Source organism: Pseudonocardia halophobica, assembly GCF_050948485.1.
Lineage (GTDB): Bacteria > Actinomycetota > Actinomycetes > Mycobacteriales > Pseudonocardiaceae > Pseudonocardia > Pseudonocardia halophobica.
On record NZ_CP192046.1, the window covers coordinates 3,044,999 to 3,064,910 of the forward strand.

The window sequence follows — 19,912 nt, forward strand, 5'->3', positions numbered from 1 at the left end:
TGCCCGGCGGACGGGCCGGTGAACCGTGTCTCCCGGCGGATCAGCCCGCCTTCGCCGGTGACGTGTCCAGCGGCACGTGCTGCCCCCGCACCACGCCGAGTGCGACGGCCTGGCGGGGGAGCACGGCGTCGAGCAGCCAGTCCGTGGCGACCCGGATCCGGTTGCCCGGCATGGAGAGCAGGTGGTAGCCGCGGGTGACCGCGGTCGCGGGCAGCCCGGACAGCGGCACGCCGAGCGGGTTCGCCGCCGCGTCGACCCCGCCGAGCTCGACCACGAACCCGAGGTCGCTGTGCTTGTACGCCCGCGGCGCGCCGTGGCCCAGCGACGCGGCCACGTTGCGGGCGGCCAGCGCACCCTGGCGGGTGGCGTGCTGGGCGGTCATGGCGGTGGCCGAGCCGGGCCGCGTGACGTCCGGGACGGCGGCCGAGTCGCCGCAGGCCACGATCTCCGGGTGCCCCGCCACGGCCAGGTCCGTCCCGACGACGAGCCGGCCGCGCTCGGCCGGCAGGCCCAGGTCCTCGACGATCGGGTCGGGCCGCACCCCGACGCACCAGATGAGGGTGTGCGTCGGCACCTCCTCGTCGGAGTCGGTGAGGCGCACGCACTTCGGCAGCGCCTCGGCCACGGACTGGCCCATGCGGACGTCGACGCCCCGTTCGCGCAGCACCGCGTCCGCCGTGTGCGAGAGCCGCTCGTCGAGCTCGGGCAGCACCCGCTTCGCGATGTCGAGCAGCATCCAGCGCACCGGGACGTCCCGCAGCGACGGGTGGTCCTTCGCCAGCTGCGCGGTGAACGACGCGCCCTGCGCGGCGACCTCGGTGCCGGTGTAGCCGGCCCCGACCACCACGAAGGTGCAGCGCGACGCCTTCTCGGCCGGGTCGCTCGTGGTGGCCGCCAGCTCGATCTGCCGGGTCATGTGGTCGCGCAGGTAGAGGGCCTCGGGCAGCCCGCGGAAGCCGTGCGCGTACTCGGCGACGCCCGGCACCGGCAGCAGCTTGTTGACGCTGCCGACCGCGAGGACGAGCCGGTCGTAGGACAGCTGCCCGGTGCCGCCCTCCTGGTCGATCCACGTGACGGTGCGGGCGTCGACGTCGATGTGCTGGACCTCGCCGACCACGATCTCCGCGCCGCGCAACGACTGCACGAGCGGCACCGCGATCCGCCGCGGCTCGAGTGCGCCGACCGCGACCTCGGGCAGCAGCGGCAGGTAGAGGAAGTGGTCGTTCTGGTCGATCACGGTGATCCGGGCGCGGCCGCGCAGCCGGCGCAGCAGCCCCCTCGCGGCGGTGTGCCCGGCGAACCCGGCACCGACCACCACGACGTGCGGCAGGTTGTCGCCGGACCCCGGCGACGGCTGCCTCCGGACCTTGCGCACCACGTCCGCGATCGCCATCTGTGCTCCTCCGTCCGTCGTGTCCCCGATCACTGACCCTTACCCGACCATCCCGGGTCCGACACGGCAAGCGGGTCCCGTCATCCGCCCGCGGCGCGGACCCCCTCGGCGAAGTGGACGTTCTCCATGATCCCCAGGACGTTGCCGAACGGGTCGACCACGGAGGCGGTGACGAAGCCGGGGCCGCGCTCGCGGACGTCGTCGTGCTTCGTGGCGCCGTGGGCGAGCAGTGCGTCGAGCGCGACGGTGACGTCGTCGACGGCCCAGAAGGTGATCGATCCGGCGGGGCTGCCGGTCGGGTGAGGGGCGTAGGCGGCGTTCACGATGCCGAACTCGTCCTCGCGCGGGCCGAGGCGCCACTCGATGTACCCGCCCTCCACCACGAAGTAGGGCTCGGCGCCGAAGAGGTCCGAGTACCAGGCGCGCGCGGCGTCGAGGTCGGCGGCGAAGAAGTTGTGGGTGGCCATTCCCTGGAGCATGTCGTCCTCCTCGATCCGGTGTGTGGAGCGAGCATGCGCCCGAGAAGTGCTCACCGAATGAGCACTTTCTCGAGAATACTTCCGGGCGTGCGTGCCGACCGACTCGTCGCGATCCTGCTGCTGATGCAGGCCCGCGGCCGCGTGACCGCCGGGCAGGTGGCCGAGGAGCTGGAGATCTCGGTCGCGACCGCCCGCCGGGACCTGGGGGCGCTCTCGGCCGCGGGCGTGCCGGTCTACCCGCAGCCCGGTCGCGGGGGCGGCTGGTCCCTGGTGGGCGGGGCGCGCACCGACCTGACCGGGCTGACGGCGGGGGAGGCCCGGGCGCTCTTCCTGCTCGCCGGGCCGGAGGCGCGGGCCGCGCCCGAGCTGCGCTCGGCGCTGCGCAAGCTCACCCGGGCCCTGCCCGAGACCTTCCGGGCCGAGGCGGAGAGGGCGGCCGGTGCCGTGCTCGTCGACCCGGCGCGGTGGGGCGAGCGGGAGGCGCCCCGCGACGCCCGGGTGGACCTGCTGCAGGAGGCGGTCGTGCGTCGGCGCAAGGTGCGGTTCGGCTACGGCGGGCGGGAGCGGCTCGTCGAACCGTGGGGCCTGGTCGACAAGTCGGCCACCTGGTACCTGCTCGCCGGCACGGCCGACGGGCGCCGCACCTTCCGCGTCGACCGGATCGCCGACGCCGAGCTCACCGACCTCGCCGCGGACCGGCCCGACGAGCTCTCCCTCACCGAGGCGTGGCGCGGGACCGTCGAGCTGCTGGAGCGCCGCCGCTCCTCGGCGACCGCCACGGTGCTGGTCGAGGCGCGGCTGGTCCCCGTGCTGCGCGACCGGTTCGGCCGCCACCTCGGCCCGGACGTCGCCGACGCCGGCGACGGCCGCGTGCGCGTCACGGTCACCGCCCAGACCCCGGGCGCGCTGGCCGAGCAGCTGGCCGGGTGGGCGGGGTACGTGGAGGTGGAGTCGGAGGGCACGGACAACGTCGAGGTCCGTGCGGGGCTCGCGCGGATCGGGCGGCTGCTCGCCGAGCGGTACGGATGATCACCGTGCAGAGTGCGGGCATGAGCGAGCGCATCGAGGTCTCCCGCACGGTCGACGCCGATCCGGCCGAGGTGTTCGCCGTGCTGCGCGACCCGCAGGGCCACGTCGACGTCGACGCGTCGGGGATGCTGATGGACGCGACCGGCGAGCCCGTCTCGGCGGTGGGGGACACCTTCGTGGTCCACATGGACCGCGAGGCCCTCGGCGACATCCCGGAGCTGGGGAAGTACGACGTCACGGTCACGATCACCCGCTACGAGCAGGACCGGGAGATCGCCTGGACGATCGTCGGCGTGGCCCGCCCGCCGATCGGGCACGTCTACGGCTACCGGCTCGAGCCGGCCGACGGCGGCACCCGCGTGGTCCAGTACTACGACTGGTCCGACATCGCCCCGGAGTGGCGGGAGAAGGACATCTTCCCGATCGTCTCCGAGGCCTCGCTGAAGGCGACGCTGGGCATCCTCGACCGGACCGTCCGCCGCCGGCGGGTGTGAGCGCGCCCACCCGCCGAAATACGGAGGATCCTCCGCTCCTTGTGCGGGACGGCAGACTTGCCGATCCTCGAGAAGGTGGAGACATGAAGGTCTGGTTCGTCACCGGTTCGTCCCGCGGCTTCGGGCGCGAGTGGACGATCGCGGCGCTGGAGCGCGGCGACTCGGTCGCGGCCACCGCGCGCGACGCGTCCACCCTGGACGACCTGGTCGCGAAGTACGGCGACAGGATCCTGCCGCTGACGCTCGACGTCACCGACCGGGAGGCCGACTTCGCCGCCGTGGCGAAGGCGCACGAGCACTTCGGCCGGCTCGACGTCGTGGTGAACAACGCCGGGTACGGCCAGTTCGGGATGGTCGAGGAGCTCTCCGAGCAGGAGGCCCGCGCTCAGATCGAGACGAACGTGTTCGGCGCGCTGTGGGTCACCCAGGCGGCGCTGCCCTTCCTGCGTGCCCAGGGCTCCGGGCACATCCTGCAGGTCAGTTCGATCGGCGGGATCTCGGCGTTCCCGAACATCGGGATCTACAACGCGTCCAAGTGGGCTCTCGAAGGATTCAGCCAGGCCCTCGCCCAGGAGGTCGCGGACTTCGGCGTGCACGTGACGCTGATCGAGCCGGGCGGCTTCGACACGGACTGGGGCGGCGCCTCGGCGAAGCACGCCACCCCGAACCCGGCCTACGACGAGTTCCGCGAGAAGGCCGCGGAGCAGCGTCGCCGGCGCACGGCCGGGTCGGGCGACCCGGCGGCGTCGAGCGCGGCCGTCCTCGAGCTGGTCGACTCGGACGACCCGCCGCTGCGGGCCTTCTTCGGCGAGGCCCCGCTGGCCATCGCGGAGGCGGACTACGAGAGCCGGCTCGCCTCCTGGCGGGAGTACCAGCCGCTCGCGGTCGAGGCCGGCGGCCGGGCCTGACGATCGCGGCCGTGCTCTCAGGGCGGGGTGCCGTCGGCGCCCCGCCCCGGGCCCGTCCGCAGCTCGTGCAGGTTCCACCGGCCCGGCTCCCCGGCCAGCACGGCCACCGACAGCGGATCGACGTCGACGCGCCACACCGCCGTCGCCGGCGCCCCGAGCGCGTGGGTCAGGGCGGCCCGCACGACCGCCGGGTCGACGACGGCGAGCAGCCCGCCCGGCCGGTTCGGCACCGCCCGCAGCCACCCGCCGATCCGCCCGACGAACGCGGCCATCGACTCCCCGCCGTGCGGCACGGCGTCGGGTTCGGTGAGCCAGCGGGTGAGACCGTCCGGGTCGGCGGCCGCGACGTCGTCGAGCGCCCGGCCGGCCCAGCTGCCGTGGTCGAGGCCGGTCAGGCCGGCGTCGACGGCGGCGGGCAGGCCGAGCGCGTCGGCCGTCTGCCGGCAGCGCAGCGAGGGCGCACAGCGGACCTCCTCGTAGCGGGGGAGGGCCGGGACGGGGAGCTCGTCGGCCTCGAGCCCTTCGTCGTCGGCGAACCCGGACCGCCGGGTTGCCGCGGTGGCGGCGTGGGCCAGCAGCACGAGTCGCACGGGTTCCAGTGTGGACCGACGCGTGCGGCGGCGCGCTCCCGGGGCGCCACAGTGCCGCATCCGCGGCCGTCCGGCCCGCGGGGCGGGAGGGGACCGGTGGAGCTGGTCGCCCGGAAGCGGTTCGCCGGCCTGCGTCTGCGCGCCACCGACCTCGACTGGTCCGCGGGCGAGGGGGAGGAGGTCCGTGGGCCCGCAGGCGACCTGCTGCTGCTCGCCACCGGACCTCCCGTCGGCCTCGACGCCCTCGACGGCCCGGGCGTGACGCAGGCCGCCGCACGCGTGGGTCGAGGCCGTTCCTGGCGTAGCGTGATCGCGTGCTGACGCGAGGCGCGGTGCTGCGCGAGGTCCCGGGTAGGTTCGAGGTCGTCGAGCTGGAGGTCGACGACCCGAGACCCGGCGAGATCCGGGTCAGGATGGTCGCGAGCGGGCTCTGCCACTCGGACGACCACCACGCCACGGGGGACCAGAAGGTCGGAATCCTGCCGTTCGCCGGCGGGCACGAGGGGTCCGGGATCGTCGAGGCCGTCGGCCCCGGGACCACCGGGTTCGCCGAGGGCGACCACGTCGTGTTCTCGTTCCTGCCCGCGTGCGGCCGCTGCCGCTGGTGCGCGCACGGCATGCAGAACCTCTGCGACCTCGGGGCCTCGCTGGCGACGAACGCGCGCTGGGAGGACCCGACGTCGTTCCGGCTCGCCCTCGACGGCGAGCCGGTCGGGCAGATGTGCGGGCTGTCCACCTTCTGCGAGTACACGACCGTCTCCACGGCGTCGGCGGTGAAGATCGACCCGTCGATCCCGCTGGAGATCGCCTGCCTGACCGGCTGCGGCGTGGGCACCGGGTGGGGCGCGGCCGTCAACTCCGCCGAGGTGCGGCCCGGCCAGGTCGTGATCGTGATGGGCATCGGCGGGATCGGGATCAACGCGGTGCAGGGTGCGGCGCACGCCGGCGCGTCGGCGGTGATCGCCGTCGACCCGGTCGCGTTCAAGCGGGAGTCGGCGCTCGGCCTCGGCGCGACGCACGCCGTCGAGGACATCCGCGAGGCCACCGAGATCGGCCGCTCGCTGACCAACGGCCAGGGGGCGGACGCGTCGATCGTCTGCGTCGGGGTGACCACGGGCGCCCATGTCGGGCAGGCGCTGCGGGCGGTGCGCAAGGGCGGGACGTGCGTGGTCGTCGGGCTCGGCGACGTGCGCACCCACGAGGGCGACATCCCGCTGATGGAGCTGACGCTCTACCAGAAGCGGCTGCAGGGCTCGCTGTTCGGCGCCAGCGCCCCGACCGCGGACATCCCGGCGCAGCTGGAGCTGTACCGGCAGGGCGCGCTCAAGCTCGACGAGCTGATCACCACCCGGTACACCCTCGACGAGGTCGCCACCGGCTTCGACGACATGCACGCCGGCCGCAACCTGCGGGGCGTGATCGTCTTCTGAGCTCGGCCGCTGCCGGACGAGCCGTGGGTCAGGCCGCGGCGGGCAGGCCCGTCGCCTCGGCCATCCCGTCGAGCATCGCGATGTTCAGCTCGAACGCCCGGACCGCCTCGTCGGCCACCCGGCGCTGCTCGATCTCGTCCCACGGGGCGCCGTCGAGCAGGGCGCGGTAGCGGACGCGGAACTTCGACGGGCTGCCCAGCGCGGAGAAGTCGTAGAACAGCGCACCGGGTCCGGTCACGCCGTAGGTGCGCTCCAGGATCTTCCCGACGACCTGCCCGCCGGCGAGATCGCCCAGGTAGCGGGTGTAGTGGTGGGCCACGAAGACCGGCGCGTCGGTGGCCGCCTCGCGCAGCCGGGCCACGTAGGTCGCGGTCGCGGGCAGCACCCGGGGCGCGTCGACGGTCCCGCCGAGGGCCTCGACGTCCTGCCGCAGCGCGGGCAGCCGGCGCAGCTCGTCGATCACGAAGGGCCCGGCGGCGGGGTCGGCCGCCAGCGCGTCGCCCGCGGCCTCGAGGGCGCCGTAGACCGCGAGGTACTGCTCGGCGAGCAGGGTGTACGCCGACAGCGGGAGGCGCCCGTCGAGCAGGGCGGCCATGTAGGTGGAGTGGTGGGCGCGCTCGTGGACCTCGGCCGTGGCCCGGCGCAGGCCGGTGGAGAGCTCGCCCATGGGTGTTCCTCCCGCATCTTCCTGACGCCGTGTCAGAAAAGATGCTAGAGCACCCGGCGGACTGAGGCTAGCCTAAGTTCGAGGGCCGGACCATGCTCAGCACGATCCGCACGGCCGCCTCGACCGAGCCCGCCAGCTCCTCCTGCGGTACGTCGACGATCTGCCGGGCGGACAGCGCCGCGCCGATCATCGCCACCAGGACGGCCGGGTCCTCGGCGGCCATCTCGCCCGACTCGATCCCCTCCCGCACGATCCGCGCGAGCCGGTCGCCGATCGGGTCCGCGTGCGCCGCGATCCGCCGGTACGCCTCGGGATCCAGGGTCCCGGCCAGGCCCCGGCCCGGCGGCAGGTGGAACTCCGCCAGCCGGTGCAGCTGCAGGCGCGCGAAGACGGCGAGCCGGTCGGTGGGGGTGGCCGCGGCGCCCAGCGCCGACTCGAGGTCGGCGACGTAGCGGTCCGCCTCGTGCTCCACGAAGGCGACGAGCAGCGCCTGGCGGTCGGGGAAGTGGTTGTAGATCGACGTCCGGCCCACCCCGGCCGCGGCGGCGACGCCGGCCAGCGTGACGGCGTCGAAACCCTGCTCGTAGAGCAGCTCGCGCAGCGCCGCGAACACGCGGGCGCGCACCTCGTCGCGGTGGGCGGCGAGCGACCCCCCGAGCACCTTCGGCACGCCGGCCTCCTCCCGCCGTCGCCGTTCAGCGTAGAGGCGGTGCGGCGACCGGGCACGGGTGTCACGTGTCGCCGGCCCCGACGTCGATCAAACGTGGTGATCGCGTCACCCACCCGCCGGTTGACCCCTCGCTGACCTGGCGGGAAGGTGAGGCCCGGCGGTGTGACGGCACGAGGAGGCCATCGGCGTGACGCGGGCACTGGAACGATCGCCCAGCTCCTTCACGGCGGAGAGCCGGACCCTGGACCACGGGGTGGTCGCGCTCCGGCTCGTCGGAGAGCTCGACGCGGACTCCGCGGCGCGGCTGCACGACGCCCTGCACGCGGCCGCGGTCGGCGCCCGCGCGATGGTGGTGGACCTGTCGGAGGTCACCTACCTCGGCTCGGTCGGCGTGAGCGCGCTGCTCGGCGTCTACACCCGCTCCGGTGGCCGGGTCCACCTCGCCGGGCTGCACACGCACCCGGGCGTGAGCCGGGTCGCGGTGCTGCTCGGGCTGGACCGGCACTTCGTGGTGCACCGGGACGTCACGGCGTTCCTGGTGGCGGTGCGCGGCTGAGGGCGCCTCAGGGCGCGGGTTCGACGCCGCCCTTCCTGGCCATCTCCCAGGTGTCCAGGTACTGCTGCCAGCGCACGACCTTGCCGTTCTCGAAGTCCCAGACGTGCGCGGCCTGGACGTCGAGCGGCTCCCCGGTGCCCGTCATCGCCGTGGCGCGGTAGCGCGCCTCCACCAGGACCGTGTCGCCGGCACCGACCATCCGCCTGACCTCGACGGTGAAGTCCTCGGCGTCCTCGGCAAGCTTCGCGAGCACGTTCTCGACGACCGCCTGCGGCCCGATGTAGGGCCCGCCGCGCCAGTACGGCGAGTGCTCGGCCTCGTTCCACTCGACCTCCGGATGCAGGATCTCGAGCAGCGGGCCGGCGTCGCCCTTCGCGAGTCCGTCGTAGGCGGCCTGGACCAGCGCCACGGTGTCGGTCATGTCCCTGCACCCCGATTCGTCCTGGTTCGTCCTGCGGGCGGGCGAGAGTACGAGCGGTCCCGGCGGAGGACCACGGTCGTACGGCCCGGCCGTTCGGAGCAGCCCGACCCGCGGTTCCGCGGGACTGCGATGCTGGCCGCATGGCGATGCGGATCAGCATGTTCGGGTACCTGGGCGACGGCGGCGGCCGCTCCGTCGTCGACGCCTACGTCGAGGAGCTCGCGCGGCTGCGCGACGAGGGCTTCCGCCGGTACTGGACCGCGCAGCTGCCCTACGAGCCGGACCTGCTCACCGTCCTCGCCGTGGCCCTGCGCGAGGTGCCCGGGATCGAGGTGGGGACCGGGGTGATCCCGATCCAGCCGCAGCACCCGATGGCGCTGGCCCAGCGCGCGCTCACCGTCAACCTGATCGGCGAGGGCCGGCTGACGCTCGGGCTCGGGCTCAGCCACCGGCCCGTCGTCGAGGGGGTGTGGGGGCTGCCGTTCGACCGCCCGGTCCGGCGGCTCTCCGAGTACCTCGACGGGCTGCTCCCGCTGCTGGCGGGGGAGAAGGCCGCGGCCGAGGGCGAGCTCGTCACCACGCGGGGGTCGTTGAAGGTCCCCGGCGCGCCCGCACCGGACGTCTACCTCGCCGCGCTCGGCCCGCAGATGCTGCGGCTCGCCGGGCGCCGCACCGCCGGCACGGTCACCTGGATGACCGGCCCGCGGACCCTTGCCGAGCACGTGGTCCCGACGATCCGGGCGGCCGCCGAGGAGGCCGGCCGGACCGTGCGGGTGGTCGCCTCGCTGCCGATCACCGTGACCGACCACCTCGACGCCGCCCGCGCCGAGGCCGCCCGCCAGTTCGCGGTCTACGGCCGGCTGCCCTCCTACCGGGCGATGCTCGACCGCGAGGGGTACGCGGGCCCCGAGGACGCGGCGATCGTCGGCGGCGAGCAGGAGGTCGCCGAGCGGCTCGGGGAGCTGCGGGAGGCGGGGGTGGACGAGTACGTCGCCCTGCCCTTCTCGCCCGACCCCGAGGAGCGCTCCCGCACCCGCGCCCTGCTCCGGGCGCAGGGGGAGTAGCGCGCTACCGCAGGTGCCGGGCGAGGAACGCCGTGGTGTGGCCCCACGCCTCCACGGCGGCCTGCTCGTCGTACATCGACGGGGCGTCCCAGTTGGAGAAGGCGTGGCCGGCGTCGTAGTGCCGCACCTCGACCTGCGGCTTCCCGCCCACCGCCGCCTCGACCTTCTCGATCTGCTCCTGCGGGATGAACGGGTCGCGGTCGCCGTAGTGGAACAGCGCGGGGCACTCGAGGGCGTCGGCGCGGTCGAGCATGTCCTGGATGCCGGAGCCGTAGTAGGGGATGGCGGCGTCGATGCCGGCGCCGTCGACCCGCGCGGTGGTGGCGCACAGCCAGGTGAGCGTGCCGCCGAGGCAGAAGCCGATCGCGCCGACCTTGCCGGTGCTCTCGGGCATCGCGCGCAGGTGGGCGAACGCGGCGGTGATGTCGCCCGCGGCGGCCGCGAAGTCCAGCCGCTGGACCATGCCCATGCACTCGGCCAGGGAGGACTCGTCCTTGCGCTCGAAGCGGCGCTCCAGCCGCCAGAACATGTCGGGCGCCAGGGCGACGTACCCCTCGCCGGCGAGCCGGTCGCAGATCCCGCGGATGTTGTCGTTGATCCCGAAGATCTCCTGGAACACGAGGACGCCGGGGCCGCGGCCGCCCTCCGGGAGGGCCAGGTAGGCGTCGAACTCGTCGCCGTCGGGGGCGGGCACGCGCTCGTAGCGGGTCATGGGGCTCCTTCTCGTCGCCGGGCGCCGGGCCCGGTGATCCTGGCACGTCCGGCCCGGTGGCCCGCCGGTACCGGACCGGTGACACGCGGACGGCGACCGCGTGAGGACTACCCCTGCACTCAGCGGGTACCGGACCCCCGCCCTTAGGCTTGCCTGAAGTCCGTCCCGCTCCGCCCCCGACACCACGAGGTGACCCGCTTGAGCGTCGAGGCCCCCGACCTCCCCGCCCCCGACCCCGCTCCCGACCCCGTCTCCGGTGCCGAGTCGGGCACGGCCCCGAGGGGCCCCAAGCCGATGATCGGCGAGTACCGCAGCACCTGGCAGCAGGGGCTGGTCTGGGCGTTCGTGGTGCTCCCCGTGCTCGCCCTGCTGGCGACCGTCCCCGTGCTGTGGGGCTGGGGCCTGGGCTGGTGGGACGTCGTGATCGCCGCGGTCTTCTACACCGTCGGCATCCTGGGCGTGACCGTCGGCTACCACCGGCACTTCACGCACCGCTCGTTCAAGGCGCGGCCGTGGCTGCGGGTGGTCCTGGCGATCACCGGCTCGATGGCGATCCAGGGCTCGATGATGGCGTGGGTCGCCGACCACCGCCGCCACCACGCCTACTCCGACAAGGAGGGCGACCCGCACTCGCCGTGGCGCTACGGCACCACGCCGTGGGCGGTCGCCCGCGGGTTCTTCTGGGCGCACATCGGCTGGATCTTCGACCGCCGCAAGACGAACTGGGAGCGCTTCATCCCGGACCTGCTCGCCGACAAGGTGCTGCGCCGGGTGAGCGGGCTGTTCGGGCTGTGGGTCGTGGTGAGCCTGGTCCTGCCCGCGGTGCTCGGCGGCCTGCTGACCTGGTCCTGGGCCGGCGCGCTGACCGGCTTCTTCTGGGGCGGCCTGGTGCGCATGGGCATCTGCCACCACGTGACCTGGTCGATCAACTCGATCTGCCACATGGTCGGGGCGCGGCCCTTCCGCTCGCGCGACCGCTCCCGCAACTTCTGGCCGCTGGCGATCCTGTCCATGGGCGAGAGCTGGCACAACCTGCACCACGCCGACCCGACCTGTGCGCGGCACGGCGTCCTCAAGGGGCAGATCGACATCTCGGCCCGGGTGATCTGGCTGTTCGAGCGGTTCGGCTGGGCGTACGACGTCCGCTGGCCCACCACCCGCCGCCTCACCCAGCTGCAGCAGGCCTGACGCTCACCCGTGGGCTCACACCCGGCCGCAGCGGCGCCGTCCGCCGCTCCGCCCGGTGCGCGGCAGCCGCATGACCTGGCGCCAGCGCACGAGGACGCGGACGAGGGGGTCGGGGTCGTCGGCGGTCCGGCGCCCGGTCCTGATCTCCTCGATCAGGCAGTCGTCGGCGGCGACGGGATCCGTGCAGTCCTCGGGGGCCGGACGCTGTGCGGGAACCGGGACGGCCGCGGCCCCGTGGTCGTTGCTGATCGCGTCCATGCCCACTCATCGCGGCGGCTACGGCGAACGTGTCCCTCCATCCGGGTGATGATCGGCACCTTGCCACTCGTCAGGCCGAGCGGCGGACCCCGGCGCCGGCGCGCCGCCCGTAGACGCGGTCGGCCAGCGCGGCCTTCCGCTCCCGCAGGTCGGCCAGGACCGCGGCCGGGAAGCCGCCCGGACCCGGCCGGTCCGGCGTCGCGCCGAGATCGGTGACCAGCTCCCAGCCGCTGCCGAGGGCGGTCAGCGAGCGGTGCTTGGTGGGGTAGTAGTCGCCGTTCAGGCTCACCGCGATCCCGCCCGCGCCCGCCGCCGCCGCGACGAGGTGCGGGTGGAAGCGGGTGGAGATCCACGTCTGGTCGGCCGCGACCGGCAGCCCGTCCCGCCACACGGCGTCGAACGGCACGAACCGCGCCCCGGGAAGCTCGTGCTCCAGCAGCGCGTAGACCACGCGGTCCTGCCCCGGACTCCCCTCGACGACGGCGACCTCCCCCGGGTCGACCTCCCACCGCCGCAGCGCCCCGAGCACGAACGTGGCGAGCGCCTCGGCGGGCCGGTCGCTGAGGTCGGACTGCAGGCAGAGCACGACCCGGGGCGCGCCGTCGACGGCCGGGACCGCGGCGGCGGGGAGGAAGGCGTCGTCGAGCCCGAGGGTGTCCGGCCGGTCGAGCAGCCGGGCCGAGGCCTCGTCGCGCACCTCGACCAGCGCGAACCGCTCCAGCAGCGAGCGGAGCAGCGGCCCGGCGCCGTCGGCCTCCGGCGTGAGGCCCTGGCCGGTCGCGACGGCCCGCCCGCCCGAGTGCTCGACGGCGGCGACCGCGGCGGCGAGCACCCCGGCGTGCCGCGGCCAGATCCCGTTCACGTACCCGCCGCCCACCACGTGCACCACCTCGGCCCGGCGCAGCAACCCGACCCCCGCGACCCACCGGGGCGCGAGGCCCGGGTCGGCGACTGCGCTGCGCACCCACGCCGCCGTCTCCCACGGGCCGCCCTCCGGCGCCGCGTGGCACAGCCGCCAGACCGTGTCGGTGAAGCGCGCCCGCGGGTGCAGGCCGTCGAGCAGGACGGCGGCGGTGCCGGGGGAGGGGCAGTCGAGCCAGACGTCCGCCTCCGGCGCGGTGCGCGCCAGGTGCCGCAGCCAGCCGGCGGCGATCAGCTCGTCGCCGTAGTTCGGGAACCCCGCGGTCCCGACGAGGTGGTACAGGGGCCGCCGGTCGTCCGCCACGGCCCGAGTATCCCGGCCCGCGATCTCAGTAGAAGGTCACCCCCGGCTGCCCGCCGCCCGCGGCCACGGCGTCGCCGTTGATCGCCACGCTGCGCGGCGAGGCGAGGAAGGCGACGACGTCCGCGACCTCCTCGGCGGTGATCATCCGGCCGACCGTGGTCGTCCGGCCGAGGGCGCGCTCCGCCTCCTCCGCCGACGTGCCGTCGGCCTCGGCCTTGGCGGCGACCATGGCCGGGGTGCGCTCGGTGACGGTGAGCCCGGGGTGCACGACGGTGACGTTCACGCCCTGCGGCCCCAGCTCGTCGGCCAGCGCGGCGGTCATCGCGGAGACGGCGACGTTGCGCACGGAGCCGACCAGCGACGACGACCCGCGCGCGTTGAGCCCGCTGATGTTGACGATCCGGCCCCAGCCCTGCGCGGTCATCAGCGGGGCGACGGCGCGGGCGCACCGCAGGTAGCCCAGCACCTTGGTCTCGAACTGCTCGCGCATGAGGTCGTCGCCGGTGGTGGAGGCGCCGGCCTGGGCGCCCGCCGACGCAGGCTTGGCGGCCGCGTTGACCAGGATGTCGACGCCGCCGAGCGTGGTCACGACCTCGTCGACCATCGCGCGGACGGACGCGTCGTCCGTGGTGTCGGCGACGAGGGGCACGATCCGGGTGCCGTGCGCGGCGAGCCGGACGGCGGCCTCGTCGAGCGCCTCCTTGCCCCGCGAGACGATCGCGACGTCGCAGCCCTCGGCGGCCAGGGCGGCCGCCACCGCGAGCCCGATGCCGCGGCTCCCGCCGGTCACGATCGCCCGCCTGCCGGTCAACTGGAGATCCATGTCCCCACCTCACACCAGGCGCGGCCCGGCGGCCAGACCGCGGTCAGCCCGGCAGGAGCCCCCGGACGTACTCGGCCTGCCCGAGGTGCTTCGCGTCGTCGTCGACCACGGAGACGAGCCGGACCCCGCGGGTGACGGGCGGGTCCCAGTTGTCGTCGATCACCTCGTCGAGCTGCTCCGGCGTGAGCTTCGCCAGCAGCTCGACGGTCCGCTCTGCGACGGCGGCGTGGTAGCCGGCCAGCAGGTCCGCGGGCGCGCGCACCGCGGCGACCTGGTCGCGGCCGTGCCCGTAACCGGTGTCCGCCGGCTCGAGGTCGAGGCCGAAGCGCTGCTGCCAGCCGTCGGCGAGCCAGACCTGCTCGGTGCCGAAGGCGTCGGCGAGGTGGTCGTCCTGCACCCGGGTCAGGTGCCACACGAGCCACGCGATCGAGTTGCCGTCGCCGTCGAGGCGCAGCGCGAGCTGCTCCTCGGACAGGCCGTCGACGACGGCGGGCACGCCCTCCGAGATCCGGCCGAAGGCGTCGGTGAGCAACTCGGCGGGGGTCACGGCGTCCTCCAGGGGGGTCGGCGGTCCGGCTCCCGTCGACGCTAGGTGATCCCTGCCCCGCTGCGCATTCCGGCGATAGGCTGCTGCGGTGGCCCGGTACTTCGACGTGCACCCGGACAACCCGCAGCGCCGCGCGATCGGCCAGGCGGTGGACATCGTCCGCGGCGGCGGCCTGATCGTCTACCCCACCGACTCGGTCTTCGCCCTCGGCTGCCAGCTCGGCAACAAGGAGGGCCTCGACCGGATCCGCGCGATCCGCCGGCTCGACGACCGCCACCACTTCACCCTCGTCTGCAGCGACTTCGCGCAGCTGGGCCAGTTCGTGCAGGTCGGCAACGCGGTGTTCCGCGCGGTCAAGGCGGCGACGCCCGGGCCGTACACGTTCATCCTCCCGGCCACCAAGGAGGTGCCGCGGCGGCTGCTGCACCCGAAGAAGAGAACCGTCGGCGTGCGCATCCCGGACCACCTCGTCGCGCAGGCCCTGCTCGCCGAGCTCGGCGAGCCGCTGCTCTCGTCGACGCTGCTGCTGCCGGACTCGCCGGAGCCGGACGTCCCGCCGACCCAGGGCTGGGAGATCAAGGAGCGGCTCGACCACGCCGTCGACGCCGTCCTCGACTCGGGCGAGTGCGGCACCGAGCCGACCACCGTCGTCGATCTCTCCGGTCCGGAGCCCGAGATCGTCCGCAAGGGCGCCGGTGATCCGTCCCGATTCGAGTGATCCCGGGAAACCGGTCCGCGCCGGACCCTGGACGACCGGGCAGGTGCTGACCTAGCCTCTGTGACCGGGCGCACCGCCGCAGCGTCGCGGACGGGGCGCCTGTTCCGTGCTCCGCCCCTCTCCTCCCGCCGGACCGCGTCCGTGCCCGCATCCGTGCGACGACCGGCCGCCGGAGGATTCACTCCCCCCGGTCCGGCGTGTCGGCTTGCCGATCGCCGCCGGTCCACCTCCCGCCGACCGGTCATCGCACGCCCGCCCGACGGGCGGCCGGGCGCCGGACCGCCGGGTAATGTCCCGTGGACCTACAGATGTCGGGTCGCAGCTCCCCCGGCGGACGCGGGGCCCGAGGGCGCCCGCCTGCTTCGGCGGGCGGTCGCGGGCGGGCGGCCGGGTCCGTGCGGCGTCCCGGCCGGATCGGGGTACGGACCAGCGGAGGACAGCGTGGAGCGAGACGTCTCGTCCGCCTCCTGGCTCGACGAGCCGGGCGGGGGTGCGACCGGCACCGGCGGCGGCGTCGGCGCCTCCGACGACCGGCCCGACCTGCTGCTCGCGGGCCTCGCGCGGCGGATCTGCGGCCACGCCGAGCGGCAGCTCTCGGTCGCCGAGCGGCTCGGCCCGGACTCGCCCGAGGGTGCCGAGATCGCGGCCGGGGCCCGGCGCCTGCTGCGCGACGGCGAGAGCGTCCTCAGCCTCGTCGGCGGCCGCCCCGAGCGGCGCGGCCCCGTCCCCACCGGCATCGGCCGGATCCTCGCGGACACCGCGGCCGGCGCCGAGGAGCCGCAGCGCGTGTCGGTCCCGCCCGCCCCGTCGGCCTCGCTCGCCGCCGGCAGCGCCGTGGGCGCCGGGCAGGTGCTCGCCGAGCTGGTCGCGCACGCCGAGCGCACGGTGCCGCGGAGCAGCCGCATCGAGCTGGTCGGCCGCTGGGCGGGCGACGGGGGCGTCACGATCGAGCTGCAGGCCGAGGGCGTCGAGCTGCCCTGGCAGGAGGCCGCGGCGCTGGAGAACGAGATCGCCGGGGGCGCCAGCGCGCCCATCCCGCCGGAGCGGCTCGGCCTGCACCTGGCCGCGCGGCTGGCCCGCCGCTGCGGCGCCCGCCTGGAGCTGCAGGCCCCGCTCGGCGGCCCCGCCACCCCGGGCTTCGGCACGATCGCGCTGGTCCGCTTCCCGCGGGCGCTGGTCGAGCCGGCCGCGGGCGTCCAGGTCCCGCGCGAGGCCCCCCCGGCCCCCGTGCCGTCGCCCGCCCCCGCACCCCGCGAGTCGCGCGAGGAGTCGTCGGAGATCACGTGGGAGCCGGTGCGCGCCGGCTCCGCTCCCGCGCCCGCCTCGGTCGACGAGCTGTTCGGCTCGTTCGACGCCGGGCTCTCCCGGCCGGAGGACGACCTGGCCGGCACCCCGATCTTCGCCGCCGTGGCCTCGGCGTGGTTCCGCACGAACGACGACCCGGCCCCGGCCACCAACGGCTGGTCGCAGGGCAACGGACTGAACGGCCACAGCGGAAACGGCGTCAACGGGCACACGAACGGCCACAACGGCAACGGACGCGGGCTCGCGGACAGCTGGCTCGGCTCGAGCACCACGATCGGCGGGACCTCGACCGGCGGGGACTCGACCGGCGGGGACTGGGCCGGCGGGGACTGGGCCGGCTCGGGGGACGACGAGTGGCGCGCCGCCGCCGAGCGCGCGGCGCGGGCCGAGACCGAGCTGCCGACCACCGGGAGCGGCCTCCCGCGGCGCCGGCCCGGCCGGCAGATGGTCACGCCGCCGCTGCGCAGCCGCCGGGGCGCGGCCGGGGCATCGGCCGGCGGGGAGGCCTCCGCCGAGCGGCAGCCGGACCGCGTGCGCAACCGGTTGTCGACCTACCAGCGCGGGCTGGAGGCCGGCCGGCACCGCGCGGCCGATCCCGAGGACGAGCCGTCGTACCAGTCGGGCGAGCCGGGGTCCGATGCCGACTCGCCGGTGCAGGGCCCGGTACCCGGCCCCACGCTGGAGCGCCGGTACGAGGAGTCGCGCGACCCGTGGACCGGCGAGGGCCTGTGGGGCGACGAGCGCTGACAGTGAGGATGTAGGCGAGCCCCGCAGCCGGTCGTTCTGACCCAAGCGCTGACTGACCCCGGGTCCTGAAGTGGATCTGTCGTTCGGCTGACTGCGGGGCTCGCTTGCACTCACCAGACGGCGTCGTGACCTCATAGGAGCCTGTGCCAGCAGGCACCCATCACTGTCTTGTCCGCCAGCCCGGCTGGTGCGTGCCGCCCTGCACGCTCGAAGGACAGGACGACAGTGACCACGATGACACAGCCCACCCGTTCTGCGATGGGCTCCGCCCATGAGCTGCAGGTCACCGGTGGGATCGACACTCATAAGGACACCCACACCGCTGCGGTGCTGGACTCCGCGGGCCGGCTACTGGGCCACCGCCAGTTCCCGACCACGCCGTCCGGCTATCGGAGTCTGCTGGCCTGGTTGCAGGGCTTCGGACTGCTACTACGGGTCGGGGTCGAGGGCACCGGTGTCTACGGCGCAGGCCTGGCACGCCACCTGCACGCCGCCGGGATCGAGGTGGTCGAGGTCGACCGCCCCGACCGCAAGACCCGCCGCTGGCAGGGCAAGTCCGACCCGGTCGACGCCGAGGCCGCCGCTCGCGCCGCGCTGTCCGGACGCGCTACCGGCACCCCGAAACACCGCGACGGACAGGTGGAAGCACTACGCGCGCTGCGAGTCGCTCGACGCAGCGCCATCAGCAACCGAGCCGAAGCACAGACCCAGATGAAATCGCTGGTCGTGACGGCTCCGGAGACACTGCGCACCGAACTGCGCGGACTGACCACCCGTCGGTTGATCACCCACTGCGCGACTCGCCGCCCTGACCACAGCCGGGCCAAGGACCCCGCCACCGCGACCCTGATCGCGCTGCGCAGCCTCGCTCAGCGCCACCAACGCCTCACCGCCGAGATCGCCGAACTCGACGCACTGCTGGGCCCGCTGGTCGCCGCGATCAACCCGGGCCTGGTCGCGTTGAACGGGTCGGCACCGAGGTCGCCGGACAGCTGCTGGTCACCGCAGGGGAGAACCCCGAACGGCTCGACTCCGAGGCGGCGTTCGCCATGCTCTGCGGGGCAGCACCACTGCCCGCCTCCTCCGGACGCACCCACCGGCACCGGCTCAACCGTGGCGGGGACCGGCAAGCCAACGCCGCGCTCTACCGGATCGTGCTCTGCCGACTGCGGTGGGACCCACGCACCCGCGCCTACCGCGACCGCCGCACCACCGAGGGCATGTCCAAGAAAGAGATCATCCGCTGCCTCAAGCGCTACATCGCCCGAGAGATCTACCAAGAACTACTCACATCCCACGACGCCCCAGCCGTCGCTTGACATCCATAGGAGCATCCGTCCGACGAGGGCCCGCGGGCTGTCCGTTCTGAGGACGTCTCAGGGCGGAGCGGCCTAGCGTGGGCCCCGGGCCGGGGCGAGCCCGGCCGGGGGAGGACGCGATGACGAACGCGGGGACCCAGGTCGTCGAACTGGACGGGAAGTTCTTCGACGACCCGGACGCGCTGTACCGGACGCTGCGCCGGGAGGCGCCCGTCGTCCGGGTGAACACCCCGATGGGCCTGCAGGCCTGGGTGGTCACCCGCTACGAGGACGCGCGGCCCGCGCTGAACGACCCGCGGCTGTCCAAGGACGGCGCGAAGTTCGGAGAGATCCTCGAGCGCCGCTCGGTGGCGCCGGAGCGGCGGATGCAGTTCGCCGACTCGCTCGCCGGGCACATGTTGAACACCGACCCGCCGGACCACACGCGGCTGCGCAAGCTGGTGAACCGGGCGTTCACCGTGCGGGCGATCGCGCGGATGCGGCCGCGGATCGAGGAGATCGCGCACGGGCTGGCGGACCGGATGGCCGCGAAGGCCGCCCGGGAGGGCACGGTCGACCTGCTCGACGAGTTCGCCTACCCGCTGCCGATGACCGTCATCTGCGAGCTGCTCGGCGTGCCCGAGGGGGAGCGGGACGACTTCCGCGGCTGGACCACCACACTGCTCTCGGCCGCGCCGCCGGAGGAGCGCGGCGCCGCGGCCGGCGCGATGGCGGAGTTCCTGGCCCGGCTCGTCGCCGACAAGGCCGCGAACCCGGGTGAGGACATGCTGTCGGCGATCGTGAAGGCGTCGGAGGACGGGGACACGCTCTCGGCGCGCGAGGCGACGTCGATGGCGTTCCTCCTGCTCGTCGCCGGGCACGAGACCACGGTCAACCTGATCGGCAACGGCACGCTCGCGCTGCTGCGCCACCCGGACCAGCTCGCCCTCCTGCGCGCCGACCCGGACCTGGTGCCCAACGCCGTCGAGGAGTTCCTGCGCTTCGACGGCCCGATCAACCTCGCGACCTTCCGCTACACCACCGAGCCGGTGGAGATCGGCGGCACCACGGTCCCCGAGGGCGAGGTCGTGCTGATCTCGCTGGTCTCGGCCAACCGGGACACCGGGCGGTACGACGACGCCGCGACGCTCGACGTCACGCGCGACGCGGGCGGGCACGTCGCCTTCGGGTACGGGGTGCACCACTGCCTGGGCGCCCCGCTGGCCCGGCTCGAGGGCGAGATCGCCTTCCGCACCCTGCTCGAGCGGTTCCCCGGCCTCGCCCTCGCCGGCGACCCGGAGACGCTCGGCTGGCGGCAGTCCACGCTGATCCACGGCCTGGGCAGCCTCCCCGTCCACCTGTGAGCGGCAACTGCCCCTGGAGGGGCAGT

22 protein-coding genes and 1 pseudogene are annotated in these 19,912 nt (G+C 74.6%); 12 read left to right on the top strand and 11 right to left on the bottom strand.

What is annotated here, in order from left to right:
- Positions 1-40 precede the first annotated feature (40 nt).
- Positions 41-1,393, bottom strand: a complete 1,353-nt coding sequence (locus tag ACQP04_RS14675; RefSeq protein ID WP_433507586.1) for an NAD(P)/FAD-dependent oxidoreductase — start codon at positions 1,391-1,393, stop codon at positions 41-43.
- Positions 1,394-1,473: 80 nt separating this feature from the next.
- Positions 1,474-1,872: a VOC family protein gene (locus ACQP04_RS14680; RefSeq protein WP_433507587.1), complete on the bottom strand. Its 399-nt coding sequence runs from the start codon at positions 1,870-1,872 to the stop codon at positions 1,474-1,476.
- Positions 1,873-1,959: 87 nt separating this feature from the next.
- On the opposite strand from ACQP04_RS14680, the gene ACQP04_RS14685 reads away from it, so the two are divergent.
- The 3 genes from ACQP04_RS14685 (at position 1,960) to ACQP04_RS14695 (ending at position 4,303) form a co-directional block, all read left to right on the top strand.
- The gene (locus ACQP04_RS14685; RefSeq protein ID WP_433507588.1) at positions 1,960-2,901 is read left to right on the top strand and encodes a helix-turn-helix transcriptional regulator; all 942 of its coding nucleotides are present in this window, start codon (positions 1,960-1,962) and stop codon (positions 2,899-2,901) included.
- Positions 2,902-2,921: 20 nt separating this feature from the next.
- Positions 2,922-3,395, top strand: a complete 474-nt coding sequence (locus ACQP04_RS14690) for an SRPBCC family protein (RefSeq protein ID WP_433507589.1) — start codon at positions 2,922-2,924, stop codon at positions 3,393-3,395.
- An 83-nt stretch (positions 3,396-3,478) separates the two neighbouring features.
- On the top strand, positions 3,479-4,303 hold the full coding sequence (locus ACQP04_RS14695; RefSeq protein WP_433507590.1) for an SDR family oxidoreductase: 825 nt from the start codon (positions 3,479-3,481) through the stop codon (positions 4,301-4,303).
- A gap of 17 nt (positions 4,304-4,320) precedes the next feature.
- Here the strand turns inward: ACQP04_RS14695 and ACQP04_RS14700 are convergent, their stop codons facing one another.
- On the bottom strand, positions 4,321-4,893 hold the full coding sequence (locus tag ACQP04_RS14700) for a histidine phosphatase family protein (protein WP_433507591.1): 573 nt from the start codon (positions 4,891-4,893) through the stop codon (positions 4,321-4,323).
- A 96-nt stretch (positions 4,894-4,989) separates the two neighbouring features.
- On the opposite strand from ACQP04_RS14700, the gene ACQP04_RS14705 reads away from it, so the two are divergent.
- Together ACQP04_RS14705 and ACQP04_RS14710 are read left to right on the top strand one after the other, a co-directional pair.
- A complete protein-coding gene (locus tag ACQP04_RS14705) occupies positions 4,990-5,214 on the top strand; it encodes a hypothetical protein (protein WP_433507592.1) in 225 nt (74 codons plus the stop codon).
- On the top strand, positions 5,208-6,323 hold the full coding sequence (locus ACQP04_RS14710) for an NDMA-dependent alcohol dehydrogenase (RefSeq protein ID WP_433507593.1): 1,116 nt from the start codon (positions 5,208-5,210) through the stop codon (positions 6,321-6,323). Before ACQP04_RS14705 ends, ACQP04_RS14710 begins: the two co-directional genes overlap by 7 nt.
- A gap of 28 nt (positions 6,324-6,351) precedes the next feature.
- Here the strand turns inward: ACQP04_RS14710 and ACQP04_RS14715 are convergent, their stop codons facing one another.
- Together ACQP04_RS14715 and ACQP04_RS14720 are read right to left on the bottom strand one after the other, a co-directional pair.
- Entirely contained in the window at positions 6,352-6,990 is a 639-nt protein-coding gene (locus ACQP04_RS14715) for a heme oxygenase (biliverdin-producing) (RefSeq protein WP_433507594.1), read from the bottom strand.
- Positions 6,991-7,057: 67 nt separating this feature from the next.
- Positions 7,058-7,660, bottom strand: a complete 603-nt coding sequence (locus tag ACQP04_RS14720; protein WP_433507595.1) for a TetR/AcrR family transcriptional regulator — start codon at positions 7,658-7,660, stop codon at positions 7,058-7,060.
- Between the two features lie 187 nt (positions 7,661-7,847).
- Here ACQP04_RS14720 and ACQP04_RS14725 point away from each other — a divergent pair, with 187 nt between their 5' ends.
- On the top strand, positions 7,848-8,216 hold the full coding sequence (locus ACQP04_RS14725; RefSeq protein ID WP_433507596.1) for an STAS domain-containing protein: 369 nt from the start codon (positions 7,848-7,850) through the stop codon (positions 8,214-8,216).
- 7 nt (positions 8,217-8,223) lie between these two features.
- Here ACQP04_RS14725 and ACQP04_RS14730 read toward each other — a convergent pair whose 3' ends face one another.
- A complete protein-coding gene (locus ACQP04_RS14730; RefSeq protein WP_433507597.1) occupies positions 8,224-8,637 on the bottom strand; it encodes a nuclear transport factor 2 family protein in 414 nt (137 codons plus the stop codon).
- 140 nt (positions 8,638-8,777) lie between these two features.
- Between ACQP04_RS14730 and ACQP04_RS14735 the strand changes: the two genes are divergently transcribed.
- Positions 8,778-9,701, top strand: coding sequence for a TIGR03564 family F420-dependent LLM class oxidoreductase (locus tag ACQP04_RS14735; protein WP_433507598.1), 924 nt, complete (start codon positions 8,778-8,780; stop codon positions 9,699-9,701).
- A gap of 4 nt (positions 9,702-9,705) precedes the next feature.
- Here the strand turns inward: ACQP04_RS14735 and ACQP04_RS14740 are convergent, their stop codons facing one another.
- Entirely contained in the window at positions 9,706-10,413 is a 708-nt protein-coding gene (locus tag ACQP04_RS14740; protein ID WP_433507599.1) for a dienelactone hydrolase family protein, read from the bottom strand.
- 294 nt (positions 10,414-10,707) lie between these two features.
- Here ACQP04_RS14740 and ACQP04_RS14745 point away from each other — a divergent pair, with 294 nt between their 5' ends.
- Positions 10,708-11,601 carry an acyl-CoA desaturase gene (locus ACQP04_RS14745; protein WP_433508367.1) on the top strand — a complete coding sequence of 298 codons (894 nt, stop codon included), beginning with the start codon at positions 10,708-10,710 and terminating at the stop codon, positions 11,599-11,601.
- Positions 11,602-11,616: 15 nt separating this feature from the next.
- Here ACQP04_RS14745 and ACQP04_RS14750 read toward each other — a convergent pair whose 3' ends face one another.
- From ACQP04_RS14750 to ACQP04_RS14765, 4 genes are all read right to left on the bottom strand, one after another.
- Positions 11,617-11,859 (bottom strand): hypothetical protein, encoded by a 243-nt coding sequence (locus tag ACQP04_RS14750; protein WP_433507600.1) that lies wholly within the window; start codon positions 11,857-11,859, stop codon positions 11,617-11,619.
- 70 nt (positions 11,860-11,929) lie between these two features.
- Entirely contained in the window at positions 11,930-13,084 is a 1,155-nt protein-coding gene (locus tag ACQP04_RS14755; protein WP_433507601.1) for a polysaccharide pyruvyl transferase family protein, read from the bottom strand.
- 25 nt (positions 13,085-13,109) lie between these two features.
- On the bottom strand, positions 13,110-13,907 hold the full coding sequence (locus ACQP04_RS14760) for an SDR family NAD(P)-dependent oxidoreductase (RefSeq protein ID WP_433507602.1): 798 nt from the start codon (positions 13,905-13,907) through the stop codon (positions 13,110-13,112).
- A gap of 43 nt (positions 13,908-13,950) precedes the next feature.
- The gene (locus ACQP04_RS14765; protein ID WP_433507603.1) at positions 13,951-14,454 is read right to left on the bottom strand and encodes a mycothiol transferase; all 504 of its coding nucleotides are present in this window, start codon (positions 14,452-14,454) and stop codon (positions 13,951-13,953) included.
- An 88-nt stretch (positions 14,455-14,542) separates the two neighbouring features.
- On the opposite strand from ACQP04_RS14765, the gene ACQP04_RS14770 reads away from it, so the two are divergent.
- The 4 genes and pseudogenes from ACQP04_RS14770 (at position 14,543) to ACQP04_RS14785 (ending at position 19,886) form a co-directional block, all read left to right on the top strand.
- The gene (locus tag ACQP04_RS14770) at positions 14,543-15,172 is read left to right on the top strand and encodes an L-threonylcarbamoyladenylate synthase (RefSeq protein ID WP_433507604.1); all 630 of its coding nucleotides are present in this window, start codon (positions 14,543-14,545) and stop codon (positions 15,170-15,172) included.
- A 441-nt stretch (positions 15,173-15,613) separates the two neighbouring features.
- Positions 15,614-17,224: a hypothetical protein gene (locus ACQP04_RS14775; protein WP_433507605.1), complete on the top strand. Its 1,611-nt coding sequence runs from the start codon at positions 15,614-15,616 to the stop codon at positions 17,222-17,224.
- Positions 17,225-17,482: 258 nt separating this feature from the next.
- Positions 17,483-18,543: pseudogene (locus ACQP04_RS14780) on the top strand (IS110 family transposase).
- 119 nt (positions 18,544-18,662) lie between these two features.
- A complete protein-coding gene (locus ACQP04_RS14785) occupies positions 18,663-19,886 on the top strand; it encodes a cytochrome P450 family protein (RefSeq protein ID WP_433507606.1) in 1,224 nt (407 codons plus the stop codon).
- Positions 19,887-19,912 lie beyond the last annotated feature (26 nt).